The 17,673-nt window shown below is 53.2% G+C and carries 16 protein-coding genes; 12 read left to right on the plus strand and 4 right to left on the minus strand.

From position 1 onward, the window contains the following. Window positions 1-19 precede the first annotated feature (19 nt). A complete protein-coding gene (fes, locus tag HV041_RS14195; RefSeq protein WP_121584347.1) occupies window positions 20-1,237 on the minus strand; it encodes an enterochelin esterase in 1,218 nt (405 codons plus the stop codon). A 252-nt stretch (window positions 1,238-1,489) separates the two neighbouring features. On the opposite strand from fes, the gene HV041_RS14200 reads away from it, so the two are divergent. The 6 genes from HV041_RS14200 to HV041_RS14225 all read left to right on the plus strand — a co-directional run bounded on the left by HV041_RS14200 (window position 1,490) and on the right by HV041_RS14225 (window position 8,787). Continuing rightward, window positions 1,490-3,781: a TonB-dependent siderophore receptor gene (locus HV041_RS14200; RefSeq protein WP_121584346.1), complete on the plus strand. Its 2,292-nt coding sequence runs from the start codon at window positions 1,490-1,492 to the stop codon at window positions 3,779-3,781. 48 nt (window positions 3,782-3,829) lie between these two features. Continuing rightward, on the plus strand, window positions 3,830-4,492 hold the full coding sequence (gene entD, locus HV041_RS14205) for an enterobactin synthase subunit EntD (RefSeq protein ID WP_121585470.1): 663 nt from the start codon (window positions 3,830-3,832) through the stop codon (window positions 4,490-4,492). A 117-nt stretch (window positions 4,493-4,609) separates the two neighbouring features. Beyond that, window positions 4,610-5,551: a D-ribose ABC transporter substrate-binding protein gene (locus HV041_RS14210; RefSeq protein WP_048212337.1), complete on the plus strand. Its 942-nt coding sequence runs from the start codon at window positions 4,610-4,612 to the stop codon at window positions 5,549-5,551. 11 nt (window positions 5,552-5,562) lie between these two features. Beyond that, window positions 5,563-6,171: a DUF2291 family protein gene (locus tag HV041_RS14215; RefSeq protein ID WP_048212338.1), complete on the plus strand. Its 609-nt coding sequence runs from the start codon at window positions 5,563-5,565 to the stop codon at window positions 6,169-6,171. Then, complete coding sequence (locus tag HV041_RS14220) at window positions 6,171-7,697, plus strand: sugar ABC transporter ATP-binding protein (protein WP_170971279.1); 1,527 nt, start codon at window positions 6,171-6,173, stop codon at window positions 7,695-7,697. The genes HV041_RS14215 and HV041_RS14220 overlap by 1 nt, the downstream gene beginning before the upstream one ends. 1 nt (window position 7,698) lies before the next feature. Next, window positions 7,699-8,787, plus strand: coding sequence for an ABC transporter permease (locus tag HV041_RS14225; RefSeq protein WP_048212339.1), 1,089 nt, complete (start codon window positions 7,699-7,701; stop codon window positions 8,785-8,787). Between the two features lie 127 nt (window positions 8,788-8,914). Here the strand turns inward: HV041_RS14225 and HV041_RS14230 are convergent, their stop codons facing one another. Continuing rightward, window positions 8,915-9,865, minus strand: coding sequence for a sugar-binding transcriptional regulator (locus tag HV041_RS14230; protein WP_048212340.1), 951 nt, complete (start codon window positions 9,863-9,865; stop codon window positions 8,915-8,917). Between the two features lie 316 nt (window positions 9,866-10,181). On the opposite strand from HV041_RS14230, the gene HV041_RS14235 reads away from it, so the two are divergent. Genes HV041_RS14235 through HV041_RS14250 form a run of 4 tightly spaced genes read left to right on the plus strand, consistent with a single transcriptional unit; the run spans window position 10,182 to window position 14,946 of the window. Then, entirely contained in the window at window positions 10,182-11,012 is an 831-nt protein-coding gene (locus HV041_RS14235; protein WP_061067485.1) for a transketolase, read from the plus strand. Next, window positions 11,005-11,952 carry a transketolase C-terminal domain-containing protein gene (locus tag HV041_RS14240; RefSeq protein ID WP_048212342.1) on the plus strand — a complete coding sequence of 316 codons (948 nt, stop codon included), beginning with the start codon at window positions 11,005-11,007 and terminating at the stop codon, window positions 11,950-11,952. The genes HV041_RS14235 and HV041_RS14240 overlap by 8 nt, the downstream gene beginning before the upstream one ends. Before the next feature lie 34 nt (window positions 11,953-11,986). Then, window positions 11,987-13,405: an L-fucose/L-arabinose isomerase family protein gene (locus HV041_RS14245; RefSeq protein ID WP_121584345.1), complete on the plus strand. Its 1,419-nt coding sequence runs from the start codon at window positions 11,987-11,989 to the stop codon at window positions 13,403-13,405. A gap of 32 nt (window positions 13,406-13,437) precedes the next feature. After that, complete coding sequence (locus tag HV041_RS14250; protein WP_048212344.1) at window positions 13,438-14,946, plus strand: FGGY-family carbohydrate kinase; 1,509 nt, start codon at window positions 13,438-13,440, stop codon at window positions 14,944-14,946. A 79-nt stretch (window positions 14,947-15,025) separates the two neighbouring features. Here the strand turns inward: HV041_RS14250 and HV041_RS14255 are convergent, their stop codons facing one another. Next, the gene (locus tag HV041_RS14255) at window positions 15,026-15,730 is read right to left on the minus strand and encodes a GNAT family protein (protein ID WP_115600793.1); all 705 of its coding nucleotides are present in this window, start codon (window positions 15,728-15,730) and stop codon (window positions 15,026-15,028) included. Window positions 15,731-15,874: 144 nt separating this feature from the next. Here HV041_RS14255 and HV041_RS14260 point away from each other — a divergent pair, with 144 nt between their 5' ends. Both HV041_RS14260 and HV041_RS14265 read left to right on the plus strand, forming a co-directional pair. Then, window positions 15,875-16,993, plus strand: coding sequence for a YbdK family carboxylate-amine ligase (locus HV041_RS14260; protein ID WP_101742366.1), 1,119 nt, complete (start codon window positions 15,875-15,877; stop codon window positions 16,991-16,993). Between the two features lie 66 nt (window positions 16,994-17,059). Continuing rightward, the gene (locus HV041_RS14265; RefSeq protein ID WP_005122002.1) at window positions 17,060-17,308 is read left to right on the plus strand and encodes a DUF1158 family protein; all 249 of its coding nucleotides are present in this window, start codon (window positions 17,060-17,062) and stop codon (window positions 17,306-17,308) included. A 22-nt stretch (window positions 17,309-17,330) separates the two neighbouring features. Here the strand turns inward: HV041_RS14265 and HV041_RS14270 are convergent, their stop codons facing one another. After that, on the minus strand, window positions 17,331-17,672 hold the full coding sequence (locus HV041_RS14270; RefSeq protein WP_005122005.1) for a RamA family antibiotic efflux transcriptional regulator: 342 nt from the start codon (window positions 17,670-17,672) through the stop codon (window positions 17,331-17,333). Window position 17,673 lies beyond the last annotated feature (1 nt).

Genomic DNA, 17,673 nt, shown 5'->3' on the forward strand with positions numbered 1-17,673 from the left:
GTCGTGGAACATCGTCCGGTTAAAGCGTGTCGGTGAGCGGTTGCCAGAGCGTCATCAGCCCTTGCATTAAGCCGCCGCGCCAGCAAAGCGCATCATGGCCACCCTCAACCTGACGCCAGAAAATAGACTGTGGTGCAGAGGGAAATTGGGCGAATAGCGCCTGATTAGCACGAAAAATAATCGGCTCGCGGGTCCCGGCTTCCAGCACAATACGTAGACCCTGAACGCTTACCGTTCCGGCCTTCAGTTGTTCAATAATCACGCCATCCTGATGACCACCGCGATGCGGCCACCAATAAGATCCGGACTGACTGAGTACGCAGCCAAACCGTTCCGGCCAGTTCAGGCCAGCATACAGCGAAGCCAAACCGCCAAAACTTTGCCCGGCAACCACCGTACGCTGCGGGTCATCGGTGAATGGCGTCGTGGTTTTGACCAGCGGCAATAATTCCTGCTGAACTGCCAGCCAAAAATCAGCGTTACACGGCAACTCATGGCTGCGATGCGACGTATCAATGGCATCAATCAGGAGATATACCGCGGGAGGAAGCTGGCCACGATGAGTGAGTGAGGTCAGCGCAGGCCAGACAGGCAGACTGTGTGCCCAAAATTGTCCGTCCAGCAGAATAGCCAGGGGACGTTCTTGCGGGTTGGCTTCACCGGTGGTGAAAACCCACACCCGGCGCGTATTACCCAACCGATCGCTGTGCCATTGCAGGCATACTGCGGGCAAGTCGGGATTTTCAGGGCGATCCCATCCTGGCTGTACGGGAGCATCTGGCATCTCCAGCGCAGATACCGCGTGACCACGACCGCCCTGCCAGCTCTGTGGATTAAGAGGATCGGCAATGGCCTGCGGCAGCAGTTGTCGCCAGCCTTCGCGTAGCACAGTGCGATCGGGTATTTCACCCGGTGCCAGTGAGGCAAAAATATCGTTTCGATCGGAGGGGATAAAACAGTAACTGCCGCGCCAGTTAGCGCTCAGGGAAATGCTCCAGCACCAAACATTTGTTCCATCAATGCGTTGCATCGACTGAGGGGTAGCGTTTTGATGATGATCGGTGACGCCGGTGATATAGACCCACACGCGACGAATGGCGGACTCTTTTTCCGTTCCCTGCGGGTCACGCCACCAGAACGTTACCCGATAATTTCCGTTGTCTTCACGCTTCCACTCCGGGCCTTTTTTCGACTGCCACCACGCCTCGCTTCCCATCATTAACGTCGTCACCGCCATAACCCCATGTTTATTGTGAAATTTTATATCTGAGCGTGAAATATATTGATAATATTATTGATAACTATTTGCATTTGCAATAGCGTATTGACGCGCTGTGGGAAGCGCGCACAGTTTTTCACCACTTATAAACCGACCTGGCGCTGCGTACTTTTTCTGGAACGGAGGGGTTTACGCAGATGCGGGCGACATCAGGCCTGGTGCCCAAAACGGCACACGGGTACTCGTGGCTAAAAGAAAGCAGGACATACAATGAACAACAAGATTCATTCACTGGCCTTATTGGTCAATTTAGGGATTTACGGGGTAGCCCTGCCCGCGATGGCAGAAGATAAAACCGATAGCGCCGCCGTCTCTCATGAAGACACCATCGTCGTCACCGCCGCTCAGCAGAACCTGCAGGCTCCAGGCGTTTCGACCATCACCGCAGATGAAATCCGTAAGAACCCTCCGGCTCGCGACGTGTCGGAAATCATCCGTACCATGCCAGGCGTTAACCTGACCGGTAACTCAACCAGCGGTCAACGTGGCAACAACCGTCAGATAGACATTCGCGGCATGGGCCCGGAAAACACCCTGATTCTGATCGACGGCAAGCCGGTCACCAGCCGCAACTCTGTGCGTCAGGGCTGGCGCGGCGAGCGTGATACCCGTGGTGATACCGCCTGGGTGCCGCCGGAAATGATCGAGCGTATTGAAGTGCTGCGCGGCCCAGCCGCGGCACGCTACGGTAACGGTGCTGCGGGTGGCGTGGTGAATATCATCACCAAAAAAGGCAGCAGTGAATGGCACGGCTCCTGGGATACCTATTTCAATGCCCCGGAACACAAAGACGAAGGTTCGACCAAACGCACCAACTTTAGCCTGAACGGCCCAATGGGCGGAGATTTCAGCTTCCGTCTGTACGGTAATCTCGATAAAACCCAGGCCGACGCATGGGACATCAACCAGGGTCATCAGTCAGAACGTACCGGCACATATTCAAATACCTTACCCGCCGGTCGTGAAGGGGTGATCAACAAAGACATCAACGGTATTGTGCGTTGGGATTTTGCCCCACTTCAGTCACTTGAACTGGAAGCGGGTTATAGCCGCCAGGGCAACCTGTACGCGGGTGACACGCAAAATACCAACACTAACCAGTTGGTGAAAGATAACTACGGTAAAGAAACTAACCGTCTGTACCGTCAGAACTACTCGCTGACCTGGAACGGCGGCTGGGATAATGGTGTCACCACCAGCAACTGGGTGCAGTACGAACATACGCGGAACTCTCGCACGCCGGAAGGTCTGGCCGGTGGAACCGAGGGGATCTTCGACCCGACTGCTTCACAAAAATATGTCGATGCCGACCTGAATGACGTCATGCTGCACAGTGAGATCAGCATTCCGTTGGATCTACTGGTCAATCAAAACCTGACGCTGGGTACTGAATGGAACCAGCAGCGCATGAAGGACATGTTGTCTAACTCGCAGACCTTTATGGGCGGTAATATTCCAGGCTACAGCAGCACCGATCGCAGCCCATATTCAAAAGCCGAGATCTTCTCTTTGTTTGCCGAAAACAACATGGAGCTGACCGACAGCACCATGCTGACACCGGGTCTGCGTTTCGATCACCACAGCATTGTGGGCGACAACTGGAGCCCGTCGCTGAATCTGTCTCAAGGTTTGGGCGACGACTTTACGCTGAAAATGGGCATCGCGCGCGCCTATAAAGCACCAAGCCTGTACCAACTCAACCCAAATTACATTCTGTACAGTAAAGGCCAGGGCTGTTATGCCACCGGTTCTGCCAGCGGTATTGGCTGCTACATGATGGGTAACGATGACCTGAAAGCTGAAACCAGCATCAACAAAGAGATTGGTCTCGAGTTCAAACGTGACGGCTGGCTGGCCGGCATCACCTGGTTCCGCAACGATTACCGTAACAAGATTGAAGCAGGTACGGTACCGTTTGACAGAACCTCGATCAGCAAGAAAAACGCAACAACGGACAAGACCACAACAACCTACACCGATATCTATCAGTGGGGAAACATTCCTAAAGCGGTGGTAGAAGGCCTGGAAGGAACGTTGAACGTGCCGGTTAGCGAAACCGTTACCTGGACCAACAACATCACCTACATGCTGCAAAGCAAGAATAAAGAGACTGGCGAACGTCTGTCGATTATTCCTGAGTACACGCTGAACTCAACATTGAGCTGGCAGGCGCGTGAAGATCTGTCACTGCAATCCACCTTTACCTGGTACGGCAAACAGCAGCCGAAGAAATACGATTACCAGGGTAAACCGGTAACCGGCAGCTCGGCACAAGAAGTGAGTCCGTACAGCATAGTCGGCCTGAGCGCGACCTGGGACGTGACCAAAAACGTCAGCCTGACCGGCGGCGTGGATAACGTCTTTGACAAACGTCTGTGGCGTGAAGGCAATGCCCAGACCACTGGTGATATCGTTACCGGTAATTATATGGCGGGCGCTGGCGCGTACACCTATAACGAACCGGGTCGTACGTGGTTCATGAGCGTTAACACGCACTTCTGATAACGCTTTCCCTCTCCTCGCTGCGGGGAGAGGGAAATCATAACTATGATGCACACAACGCACACACCACTCACTTTCGCAGACCAGACGCTGCACATTGTCGAGTTCGATCCCAACAGCTTTCACGAACACGATCTACTCTGGCTCCCTCACCATGCCCAGCTAACCGCTGGTGCACGTAAACGTAAAGCAGAACATCTGGCAGGACGTATCGCCGCAATACATGCTTTGCGTGAATACGGTATCAAAACGGTGCCCGGCATCGGCGAACAGCGACAACCGCTGTGGCCACATGGCCTCTTTGGCAGTATCAGCCATAGCGCAACAACGGCACTGGCTGTCGTCTCATGCCACCCCGTCGGACTGGATATTGAGGCTATTTTTTCGCCGCAGGTCGCAGCTGAGCTGGCTGACAGCATTATAGACAACACTGAGAGAAAGGTTTTGCTTCATGCGTCACTCCCCTTTCCACTTGCCTTAACCCTGGCCTTCAGCGCCAAAGAGAGTCTGTATAAGGCATTCTCCACCCAGGCAAGCGGGTTACCTGGTTTCGCCAGCGCAAAAATTACCGCCCTCACGACTCAGCATATAACCCTGCAAATTATGCCATCATTTTCGGCAAACCTCGGCAATCAGGACGTCAACGTGCGTTGGTTTCAGCGTGGTAACAACATCATTACGCTGTGCCCGGCCTCGCCATCAGGATCGTGATCCTTTTCTCCTTTTAAGAAATTAGCTGCGCAAATCGTAGACAGTTCGATTATCTCGATTTATCGTTAACTTGAATAATAAATCATATTTGAATAAATATTCAAAGTGGAGAAAAAGATGAACAAGACCCTGGTTAAATCCGTATTACTGGCCTCGATCCTGACCGCCTCGGGTTCGCTGTATGCTGCTGACAACGGATTGATTGCGATTATTACCCCTTCCCACGACAACCCGTTCTTTAAAGCCGAGGCCGACGGCGCGGTTGCCAAAGCAAAAGCGCTGGGATACACGACGCTGGTTGCCTCTCATGATGATGACGTCAATAAACAAAACCAGCTGATTGAAACCGCCATTGCCCGTAAAGCGAAAGCAATCATTCTCGATAATGCGGGTGCGGATGCCACCGTGGGTCCGCTGGAAAAAGCCAAAGCAGCAGGCGTGCCTGCCTTTCTGATCGATCGCGAAATCAATAAAACCGGCATCGCCGTCGCACAAATCGTGTCGAATAATTATCAAGGCGCACAGCTCGGTGCGGAGACGTTCGCCAAACTGCTGGACGGAAAAGGGAAGTACGTTGAACTACTGGGGCGTCAGTCCGACACCAACGCTCATGTACGCTCGCAGGGATATCACGATGTACTCGACGATTACCCGGACATGAAAATGGTGGCCCAACAAACAGCAAACTGGAGCCAAACCGAAGCCTTTACCCGCATGGAATCCATTCTGCAAACCAACCCGGATATCGTAGGGGTGATCTCAGGGAATGACACTATGGCGCTGGGTGCCGAGGCCGCACTGAAGGCTGCCGGGAAAAATAATGTCATCGTGGTCGGTTTTGATGGTAGCGACTACACCCGCGATTCAATCATCAATAAAAGCAATATCAAAGCGACCGTGCTGCAACCCGGCTGGCAACAGGCACAAATGGCGGTTGAGCAGGCAGATTATTACCTGAAAAACGGCAAAGCCCAGAAAGAGGAAAAACAGCTTATGGATTGCGTGCTGATTGATGAAACCAATGCCAGCAAGCTGAACTCGTTTAATTTGAGCCACTAAACGGAGGCACTATGTCGTTAACACAATGGGGTGCCGCACTGGTTGGGTGCGCCGCCCTGTTGCTGACGGCCTGCACGGTAGTTGACCTCGACGAAAACGGCAAACCCATCATCCCGGCCGATCCACAGGCCAAAGCCAGTTTCGACAACCAAACTCCCGATCAGATCGCGCAACAAACCTGGCAATCCCGTGTTCTGGAGGCGGCGCAGCAACATGCTCTGGATGCTTCAGCGCTGACCACTCGCCTGAAGGCCCCCTCACCCGCTCCCGAAAGCGTGTTTGTACGCCTGACCAGCACGATTGATAGCATCGACACCACCAATGGGCGTGAACGCACCATCGTGGTGAAGGTCAATGACATGCCCGTCACAGTCCAGATTGGTCCGGTAATGCGCGGCAATGCTATTCGTGATGCCAGCGGTTTCAAGTTCGAAGATTTTACTAATCAGGTTCAGTTTGCCCAACTTTCACGGGCCTATAACCGCGAAGCGGCAAAACACTTATCCGCCGTAGACACGAGTTGGCAAGGGAAGACTGCGACAGTGCTGTTCGCCGTGACGTTGAATGCTGGAAAAGCGGAAAACGCGGCAGCGCTGACGCTTGAACAGGAGACTCATTAATGCGCAATACCTCAGCTGATGACATCATCCTGCGCACCCATGCTATTTCCATGTTGTTTCCTGGCACGATTGCGCTGGACAGCGTGGATTATCAGGTCTGGCGCGGCAAAGTGAACGTGATTATTGGTGAAAACGGCGCGGGAAAATCCACACTGATGAAGATCCTCGCGGGTGTTCAGCAGCCCAGCAGCGGCGAGATGTCGCTTAATGGAAATCCCGTGCGCTTCGCCAATACCCGGGACGCAGCGGCACACGGAATTGGCATGGTGCATCAGGAACTAAACCTGTTTGAGAACCTCACCGTCGCGGAAAATATTTTCCTCGGTCGGGAAATTCAAACGGGCATGGCTCCCATTGATGAGGCCGAACAGGAAAAACGTACCGCCGAACTGTTAACCCGACTCGATCAGCCAATATCACCACGCGATCTGGTTGGCAATCTCAAAGTGGGACAGCAACAACTGGTCGAAATCGCGAAGGCCCTGGCTGAAGATGCGGATATCCTGATCCTTGACGAACCCACCTCAGCGCTCAGTAAAACTGAAGTCGAGATCCTGTTCCGTGTCATTCGTGAACTGACCCGCCAGGGGGTGTCAATTATCTACATTTCCCATCGTCTCGAAGAATTGATGTCGATTGGCGATGTGATCACCATTTTACGCGATGGTAAATTTCAGGCCGAAGCCAGGGTGAGCGAGATCGATGTGCCATGGATTGTGCGCGAGATGTTGGGCAGCGATCCGGTGAGCAACTTTCTCGAACCTGGCCGCACGTTTGGCGCCCCGGTTCTGGAAGCGGAACATATTACCTGCGTCAATACTGCGGGCAACGCGGTCGTCAATGATGTCACCTTTAACGTTCACGCGGGTGAAATTGTCGGTATCTATGGGCTGATGGGAGCCGGACGAACTGAATTGTTCGAGTGCTTGTTAGGTACTGAGCGCAACTATCTCGGCAAACTGTGGCTCGACAGCAAACCGGTCCCGCAACGCTTAACGACCGCCGATCGCATCCGTATGGGGATGAGTCTGGTGCCAGAGGACCGCAAACGCACGGGGATTTTCCCTATTTCATCCGTTGCCACCAATCTGACCATTGCCAGCCTGTGGCGCCGTTTGCAGCGCGGCTTTGCCATTGCCCGTAAAGATGAAGAGGCGGTAGTCGCCAGCACAATTGGTAATCTGTCGATAAAAGTTTCCTCACCCGATGTGGAAATTCAGGCGCTGAGCGGCGGTAATCAGCAAAAAGTGGTGATTGGTCGCTCTCTGCTCACCAATCCCAAAATTCTATTTCTTGACGAACCGACACGTGGCATCGACGTCGGGGCAAAAGCCGATGTGTTCCGCATGATGGTCCAACTTTCACAGCAAGGGATTGCTGTGGTCTTCTCCACCTCGGATTTAAAAGAAATTATGGCGGTTTCCGACCGCATTCTGGTGATGTCCGGCGGCAAGCTAACGGCCGATATCGCCCGCGATCGTGCCGAAGAGTCGGCGCTGGTAACCGCAAGTGCTCAGGGGTTCTGACATGAAAACACTACAATCTGCTGTCGTCGCGCCTCGCTCCACAGTCGCTTTCTCACGGGAAAATATCCTGCTGTTGATCCTAAAATTACGCACCTTTATTGCACTGTTTTTGATAGTCGGCTTTTTTGCTTTTACCGTACCGGGATTCCTTTCTGGCGGCAGTATGGTCATTATGATCAAGCACATTGCCATTAACGCATTTCTGGCACTGGGGATCACGTTTGTCATTATTACCGCCGGGATTGATCTCTCGATTGGCGCGACGCTGGGGCTGTGCGGCATGATTGCCGGATGGCTTATCACCAAAGGTATTGTATTACCGATGTTCGGCATAGCAATTTTTCCCAGTGTCTGGGTAATTGTACCTGTCGTTCTGTTGATTGGTGGACTGATTGGCGCGACGAATGGCTGGATCATCACCCGGTATAACGTTGCGCCGTTTATTTGTACGCTTGGCACCATGTACGTTTTGCGCGGCGCGGCAATGCTGACCTCCGATGGGCAAACCTTCCCAGGGCTTTCCGGTAATCCTCAGCTCGGTAATACCGGTTTTGATGAGATTGGTGCTGGAACGTTGTTTGGCATTCCATGGGCCATCTGGATGATGATAGCGCTGGCCCTGGTCATTGCTTACGTCGCCCGTCGCCTGCCTTTTGGTCGCCACGTGTACGCCATCGGCGATAACGAACGCGCTGCTGAGCTGTCAGGAGTAAAAGTAAAACAGGTGAAAATCTGGGTCTATACCCTGTCAGGACTGTGTGCCGCCATTGCCGGTATTGTGGTCTCAGCGCAACTTTCCGCCAGCCATCCGGCGAACGGTACGGCATTTGAGATGAACGCCATTGCCGCCGTTGTACTTGGTGGTACGTCGCTGGCGGGTGGGCGGGGCACGATTCTAGGGACATTAATTGGTGCCTTCGTCATCGGTTTTTTGGCCGATGGTCTGGTCATGATGGGGGTCAGTGAATTCTGGCAGATGGTGATTAAGGGCATCGTGATTATTGTCGCAGTCATCATCGACCAGATGCAAAATCGCATGCAGCAAAAAGCCGCCGTGGTCGCGCAAAAAGCAGCGATGGAAACGCAGTAGCCCTCAAGGTGCTGTGCTTATCAGGCCTACGTCGCGTATGACAGTAGGCCTGATAAACTACGCTTAACAAAATGCTGATGACTATAACCAGCCCCTGGGGCTGGTTATAACTGAACTCGCCGCGACATCACCCTTTTACCAGACTACGCGCTGTCGGGTAGTCTGTGATCAGTACGTCAATATAATTTCCCTGCAGTGCGCCGCGAATCGCATTCTGTTTTTCCACTCCGCCCGCCAGCGCAATCACATGGTTGCAGTCGCGGATCTGCGAAAGCTCCATGCCGATGACCGGATCTTCCTCATGGTTAAGTACCGGATTTCCCGCTGCATCGTAATAATGCAGACAGATATCCCCGACCGCGCCGCGTTCGGCCAGCAGTCGCAACATTTCTTCGTTGTAGTAGTTGCCTGAGTTTTTCAGCAGTTGAGAAGGCTCGAGTTCACCAATGCCGACAATCGCCACATCCACTTCGGCAAACTTTTCAACCACAGCAGCAACGTCCGGGCTGTTAACCAACCGCGTACGTTCCTCCACCGAATGTTCAATGCTTTGTGAAGGCAGTAGCCAGGCCGGACAGCCAAGGTGCGCCGCCAACTGCTGGGTAAGAATCGTGGCCTGCACGTTGCCGTTCGGCCCTACGCCCCCCAGCAACTGAATGACGCCCGCTGCACGGATATTTTGCGGGTGCATCTCATCAACCATGCAACGAATGGTGCTACTCCAGGAGGAAATCCCAACCAGGTCCTCGGCACGCAGGCGGGTTTCAACATAGTGTGCCGCCGCGCTGCCAATAGCATGTTTGATTTGCGTACTGCTGGGGTTATCTCCAACATCAACGACAATCGCCTGGCGAATACCAAACTGCTCTTCAATGGCTTTTTCCAGCTCCACAAAGATATTGGTCGGCTGTACGACGGTGATTTTCACCAGCCCTTCTTTCTGGCAACGCGTCAACGCACGGGAGACAAAGGACTGCGACAAGTGCAGCAGCGTAGCGATCTCAGACTGTTTTTTATTTTCGGCATAGTAGAGTGTGGCTATCTTAACCAGCAACCGCTGTTCATCCTGCTTTGACATGGCATTCCCCCTGGTAAACTACCTGTTATTTTTATTCATACCTGAATAGATAACAAGCCATCTGCACCTTTCCTGTTAACTCGTTAGTGTGATCCTTTTCTCTTTTCTCCAAAATTTGGTGGCACAAGCCGTAGACAAACTGCCAGACAAGGCATATCTTCAATAATGAATAATAAATCAGTAGTGAATATTTATTCTAACCAATAACGACAGACTGTTTTATCTGCAGATTACGCAGTGAATAGAGAGACAGTTGCACTACTGCACCCGTACGGAATATTTATTCAACTAAGATTAAACATTCAAGAGGTGTCTTATGAATCCGTTTTTGCTCTCAATACCAGAGCTAGAAAAGAAAGCACGTGCCGTGCGTCGCCGCATAATCGTGTTGAATGCTGAAAGCCCGGCTGGCGGGCACACTGGCGCTGACCTGTCGCAGGTTGAACTGCTGACAGCACTCTATTTTCGCATCCTGAACTGCTCTGTGGCGCTTAAAGAGAGCGACGAGCGCGATATCTACATCCAGTCGAAAGGTCATGCCGTGGGGGGGTACTACTGTGTACTGGCAGAAGCGGGGTTTATTCCGGTGGACTGGCTGGCGACCTACCAACACGCCGATTCGCATCTGCCAGGCCATCCGGTAAAACATAAAACACCAGGAATCGAACTGAACACAGGGGCTCTTGGCCACGGCCTACCGGTTGCAGTAGGGATTGCGTTGGCAGCTAAACGTAGCAATAGCAAGCGCCGGGTATTTGTCGTCACCGGTGACGGAGAACTGGCCGAAGGCAGTAACTGGGAAGCGGCCCTGGTCGCCGCCCACTATAAACTCGATAACCTCATTATTATCAACGATAAAAATAACCTCCAACTCGCCGGAGCAACCAAAGAGATCATGAACACCGATCCGCTGGATGAAAAATGGCGTGCCTTCGGCATGCAGGTTACAGAGTGCCGTGGGAACGATATGAATGATGTGGTGCGCACGCTGGAAGGATTAACACCCGAAGGCAAACCGCACGTTGTCATTGCACACACCACCAAAGGAGCCGGGATCTCCTTTATTCAGGGCCGCCCGGAATGGCATCACCGTGTGCCAAAAGGAGAAGAAATTGAACTGGCGCTGGAGGAACTGAAAGATGCGTAATAGCGAACACCTCGCCACCGTGATGGTGAACACGTTAATTGCCGCAGTCAAACGCGGGATGGATGTTGTGCCCGTCGTGGCCGACTCAACATCAACAGCTAAAATCGCCCCATTTATGCAGGAATTTCCCGGCCGTCTGGTCAACGTAGGTATTGCCGAACAGACGCTGGTCGGCGCCGCTGCTGGTCTGGCGTTGGGCGGTAAAATCGCCGTCACCTGTAACGCCGCGCCCTTCCTGATTTCACGGGCTAATGAGCAAATTAAAGTCGACATTTGCTACAACAATACCAACGTGAAGTTGATTGGTCTGAACGCGGGGGCCAGCTACGGCCCGCTCGCCAGTACGCACCACAGCATTGATGACATTTCCGTGCTGCGAGGTTTTGGCAATATTGAGATTTACGCCCCATCCTGTCCAGTGGAATGCCGACAAATTATCGACTATGCCTTAAGCCACGTTGGTCCGGTTTATATTCGCCTTGATGGCAAAGCCTTGCCCGAATTGCACGACGAAAACTACCGCTTCGCCCCGGGGAATATCGATATTCTGCGGGAAGGAAAAGATGTTGCGCTGGTCGCGATGGGCTCAACCGTGCATGAAATTGTCGAGGCTGCCACACAGCTGGAACAGGCTGGTATTGATGCCAGCGTAATCAGTGTACCGTCAATTCGCCCCTGCAATACCCAACAGTTGCTGGCGGCATTAGCCCACTGCAAGGCTGTGGTCAGCGTAGAAGAACATAACGTGAATGGTGGCGTGGGTAGTCTGGTGGCTGAAGTGCTGGCAGAAGCAGGCAGTGCGATTCCACTGCGTAGATTAGGCATTGGCGATGGCCAATATGCCATCGCCGCCGATCGTGCGGCAACACGCGCGCGCCACGAAATTGACGCAGCGGGCGTCGTGAAAAACGCCACCGCGCTGTTACAGGCAACACGATAAAACAATAATAACAGAACACTTACTGGAGAAAGCTATGTCCCGAATTCCTCAACAACTGACCATGGCTGTCATCATTGGCAACCGGGGATTTTTCCCGAGCTATCTGGTTGCTGAAGCCCGCGAACAGGCCAGCGCACTCTTTGACCGGCTGGGCATTAAAACCATTATGCTCGACGATACGCAGACCGAGCTCGGTGGGGTTGAAACCCGTCAGGATGCGAAAATTTGTGCTGAATTATTCCGCACACACCGCGATGACATTCACGGTGTGGTGGTACTGTTGCCTAACTTTGGCGACGAAAAAGCGATAGCGGAAACGCTGCGTCTTTCTGGTTTAAATGTGCCGGTGCTGGTACAGGCGCAGGAGGACAATCTTGATAAAATGGGACTGGCCACCCGCCGTGACAGCTTCTGCGGCAAGATCTCCCTGTGCAATAACCTGCGCCAGTACGGTATACCGTTTACGCTGACCACTCAGCATGTCTGCGATCTGTCAGGCGAAGTGTTTGAACAGGATCTGAAACGCTTCGAACAAATCTGCCGGGTTGTTACCAGCATGCGCGGTGTACGCGTCGGCGCAATCGGTGCACGTCCGGCCGGGTTTAATACCGTCCGCTACAGCGAAAAATTACTCGAAAGGCTGGGGATCGCCGTGGAAACACTGGACCTGTCTGAAGTCTTTACCCGCATCAAACGACTGCACGACGACGATATTCGCGTGGATGAGAAGCGACGTCTGTTGCTGGATAACGCCGACGCCAGCACCATTCCAACTGACAAACTGGTCACAATGGCAAAACTGTTTGTCGTTATCAGCGAATGGGTTGTTGCCAACGATATTGATACGACAGCCATCCAGTGCTGGACCTCGCTGCAGGAAAATTTGGGTATCAATGTTTGTTCGATCATGAGCGTAATGTCCGGGCAGTTAATGCCCAGCGCCTGCGAAGTGGACGTGATGGGTGCATTGTCAATGTACGCGCTCGCCAGCAGTAATTTAAGCCCTGCATCGATTGCTGACTGGAATAATAATTTCGGCGACGATCGTGACAAATGTGTCCTGTTTCACTGCGGTAACTTCGCATCAGCCAGTCTGGATAACCCGAAGATGGGCACGGCAGATATCATCGGCACCACGGTGGGAAAAGAGAACACCTGTGGTGCGGTACATGGACGCATGAAAAGCGGTGCACTGACCTACTTCCGCCTGAGCACCGACGATTTAACCGGTGAAATCAAAGCCTACGTCGGGGAAGGGCAATCGGTTGACGATCCACTGGATACGGTTGGCTGCCGCGCGGTAATTCAGGTGCCTCATCTGGAGGATCTACTGTCCTGGATCTGTCGCAACGGCTTTGAGCATCACGTGGCCATGAACCATTCTGCCAGTGCCGAGGTGCTGCATGAAGCTTTCACCCGCTATCTCGGGGTGGACACCTTTTTCCATCGCTAATGCTCAGGGAATCAGAGGGGCTGGAGAAAACAATGTCAGCACAAAAAGACATTATTGTTGCGCTCGATGAAGGCACCACCAATGCCAAAGCCGTCGCGCTGGATAGCCAGGGAAATGTGGTCGCGAAATTCTCCCAGGCGTTGGCGATCCACACGCCCCGCGAAGGCTGGGTTGAACAGTCGGGCGATGCGCTGCTGGAAGCATCGCTGGCTGTGGTAGCACAAGCCATTGCTGCCGTTGGCGCACATCGCGTCGCCGCGCTGGCGATCAGCAATCAACGTGAAACGGCGATCGGCTGGTATCGTACCAGCGGACGCCCCATCGGCCCTGCCATCACCTGGCAGTGTTCGCGGACGGCCGATTTTTGTCGTGCATTACGTGAACAGGGCCGAGAGGCACACATAAAATCCGCCACCGGATTACCCGTCGCCCCGCTCTTTTCTGCCTCTAAAATGCGCTGGCTACTGGAGTCTGTTCCCAACGGTATGGCGCTCGCACAGCAAGCCGAAATATGTCTCGGAACCATCGATAGCTGGTTATTGTGGAACCTGACACACGGCCAGTCATTTCGTTGCGACATCTCGAACGCTTCGCGTACGCAATTGCTCAATCTGAACAGTGGCCAATGGGATAGCGAGATGCTGGCGCTGTTTGGTATCCCACGACAGGCACTGCCTGAAATTTGCCCTTCCAGCTACCCTTTTGGCGTCACACAAGGCCTGGCGACGATACCTGATGGCATCCCTATTCTGGCGATGATCGGCGACTCTCATGCCGCGCTGTTTGCTCATGGACTGGGGACCGAAGGCTGTGTCAAAGCCACCTATGGCACCGGATCTTCCGTTATGGCTCCTGTATTCACGACACAGTCTGCGGTGAACGCGTTGGCAACGACCATCGCCTGGCATGATGGTGATACCCTGGTCTACGGTCTGGAGGGCAATATTCCGCATACCGGGGACGCCGTCGCATGGATGGCCGATAGCACAGGTCTTAGCGAATTACCGGACGCGCAATTGCTGCACGAGCTCAATACACTGCCTGCCACGGTTGACTCGACACTGGGCGTCTATTTTGTTCCGGCACTGACCGGACTGGGTGCCCCCTGGTGGGATGAAGATGCCAGAGGATTGATTCACGGTCTTAGCCGCGGAGTAAAGCGCGCACATCTGGTACGTGCAGCACTGGAGTCCATTACCTATCAGATTGCCGATGTTGTATCCGCGATGCGCCAGCACAAAGGCTTTCAACTCAGTGCGTTAATGGTTGACGGTGGACCAACAAAAAATGACTGGCTGATGCAGTATCAGGCTGATTTGCTGGGCTGTCCGGTCATGCGCAGCGATATCCCTGAACTTTCCGCGATAGGTGCAGGACTGCTGGCACGCAAGAACCTGCTGGGTATAGCAACCAGCCAGTTACACGACTACCTGCCCGATCACGTGTCGTTCCAGCCCGATATGGTACGCCATGGAAGACTGCAAAAACGCTGGCATGAATGGCAAAGCGCCGTCGAACGTACCCGCTGGCAAACCCGTTAGTGAATCAGCACCCATAATAAATGCGCCCATGCCATGACTGTACTGACTGCGGGCGCATCGTTAATTTTTCTGAAGCGTACTATTGCTGCCGACATGCCGCCAATGACTGGCGCTGCAGCCCTTTTTCATCAAAGTTATCCGCTGCCAGCCAACGCTGCAAAACAGCGTCACACTGTGACCACTCATCGTCAATCATTGATAGCCAGTCGCTGTCGCGATTACGGCCTTTGCGCACCATCTTTTGGCGAAAACGCCCTTCATGGATAAACCCTAAACGCTCCGCCGCACGTCGGGATGCAATGTTCAGGGAATCACATTTCCACTCCACGCGGCGATAGCCCAGCGCAAACGCCTGGCGCAGCAACAGCCAGACGGTTTCAGTACCCAGCACCGTATTCTTCATTCGTGGCGACCAGGTCACATGGCCTATCTCGACCGAGCCATTTACAAGGTCGATCGCCATAAATGAGACTAACCCCACGGCGCGCCCGGATTGTAAATCAATCACCGCATAGGGAACCAAAGTGGCATCCGTTGATTTACCCGTGACCCAGCGCACGGCCTCCTCTACGCTCGCCGGACGCGTGCTGGCAAGCCAGGTCCAGTCACGTTCGTCAGGTGCCTGCGCGTAGGCGTCAAACAAATCGGCGGCATGGCGGTCAGCATTCAGGGGCTCCAGACGGCAGTATTGTCCGATAAGCACACTCCGTGGCAGCGCAGTTGCGCCATTCCAGTCCGGCAGGGCATCTCCCACCGTCTGCCCATACAGATTTATCTCTGGCACTGTTCAACCCCTGTTATGCAAGCAAAAACCAATTTATAGCACCCGCCATTTCACCTTCAAAACACTGGTCAGGGATTTATCACGCGGAACAGAAAATCGCCGCCCCTTCTATACTGATTAGAAATCAACGCTCAGGAGAACACGATGTCACTTCCCGATTTTCATGTCTCAGACCCCTTTACGTTAGGTATTGAACTGGAAATGCAGGTAATCAATCCTCCGGGCTACGATCTGAGTCAGGACGCGTCCAGGTTGATTGACGCCGTGAAGTCAGAACTCACTGTCGGCGAGGTGAAGCACGATATCACCGAAAGTATGCTGGAAATGGCGACCGGGGTGTGTTGCGATGTTGACCAGGCGGCCGCGCAGTTTTCCACCATACAACACCTTGTTTTGCGCGCAGCCCAAACGCTTCACCTCGAAATCTGCGGTGGTGGTACGCACCCATTTCAGACATGGCAGCGTCAGGAAGTGTGTGATGACGAACGCTATCGGCGGAACCTGGAGAACTTCGGCTACCTTATTCAGCAGGCAACGGTTTTCGGTCAGCATGTTCATATCGGTTGTGCCAACGGTGACGATGCGATTTACCTGCTGCACGGCCTGTCACGATTTGTCCCCCACTTTATTGCGCTCTCTGCGGCCTCCCCCTATATGCAGGCTGCCGATACACGCTTTGCCTGCGCACGGCTGAACATTTTCTCCGGATTTCCCGATAATGGCCCGATGCCGTGGGTAAGCAACTGGCAGGAATTTACCAGGCTCTTTCGCCGACTGGCGTATACCAGCATGATTGACAGCATTAAAGATTTGCACTGGGACATCCGCCCCAGTCCGCATTTTGGCACGGTAGAGGTACGGGTGATGGATACCCCGCTGACCCTTGAGCATGCTCTCAACATAGCCGGTCTAATTCAGGCTACCGCCCACTGGTTACTCACCGAACGGCCATTCAGGCATCAGGAAAATGATTATCTGTTGTACAAGTTCAACCGTTTTCAGGCCTGTCGTTTTGGTATGGAAGGAATACTCACCGACGTGAATACCGGGGATCACCACTGCCTGGCGGATGACACGCTACGCTTACTGAACACTGTCACTGCGTCGGCTGAAAAAGTGGGGGCAGCGAGTGCCGTTCACACCTTACATCAGCAGGTGAAAAAGGGTCACAATGAGGTGCGGCACATGCGTGATTTTGTGGCAAACGGTGGCTCGCTGAGTGGACTGGTGAAAAAACACTGTGAGATCTGGGCGGGGCATTAAGCGCGACGTTTGCGTTAACCAACGAGATCCCGGACAATGGCTTTTTAACTCAAGTTTAACAATGCCATGAAACACCCGCTTGAATCACTGATGACCGCCGCCGGGATACTGCTGTTGGCTCTGCTTTCCTGCCTGCTGCTGCCCGCCCCTTCGCTTGGCCTGGTGTTGGCGCAAAAGTTAGTCACAACCTTTCATTTAATGGATCTTAATCAGTTTTATACTTTGTTGTTTTGTCTGTGGTTCTTGCTTCTCGGGGTGATTGAATATTTTGTACTGCGCTTCATCTGGCGGCGTTGGTTCTCGCTGGCAGAATAGACCCGCGAGAACCCGTATACCGTTAATGTGTGCGGCTGTGATTTTCTTTACGATACGCCCCAGGCGGCTGGCTAAACGTACGGGTAAAAATACGCGTGAAAGTCTGCTGCGAATCGAAGCCATACTTCAGACAGATATCGTAAACTTTTTGGTCGGTATCGCGCAGATCACGTGCCGCTAATAATAGCTTACGTTCACGGATATAACGCCCGAGGCTCTCGCCTTTGTACTGCAGAAAAAGGCGTTGCAGATGCCATTTTGAATACCCCGCATGGCGCGCAATATCATCAATGCGCAAGGGTTGGTTCAAATTATCATCAATCCATTCAACAATCGTATCAATTACCTGAGCAGAAATCGTCATC

It is taken from the genome of Citrobacter sp. RHBSTW-00029 (genome assembly GCF_014104295.1).
GTDB lineage: Bacteria > Pseudomonadota > Gammaproteobacteria > Enterobacterales > Enterobacteriaceae > Citrobacter > Citrobacter youngae.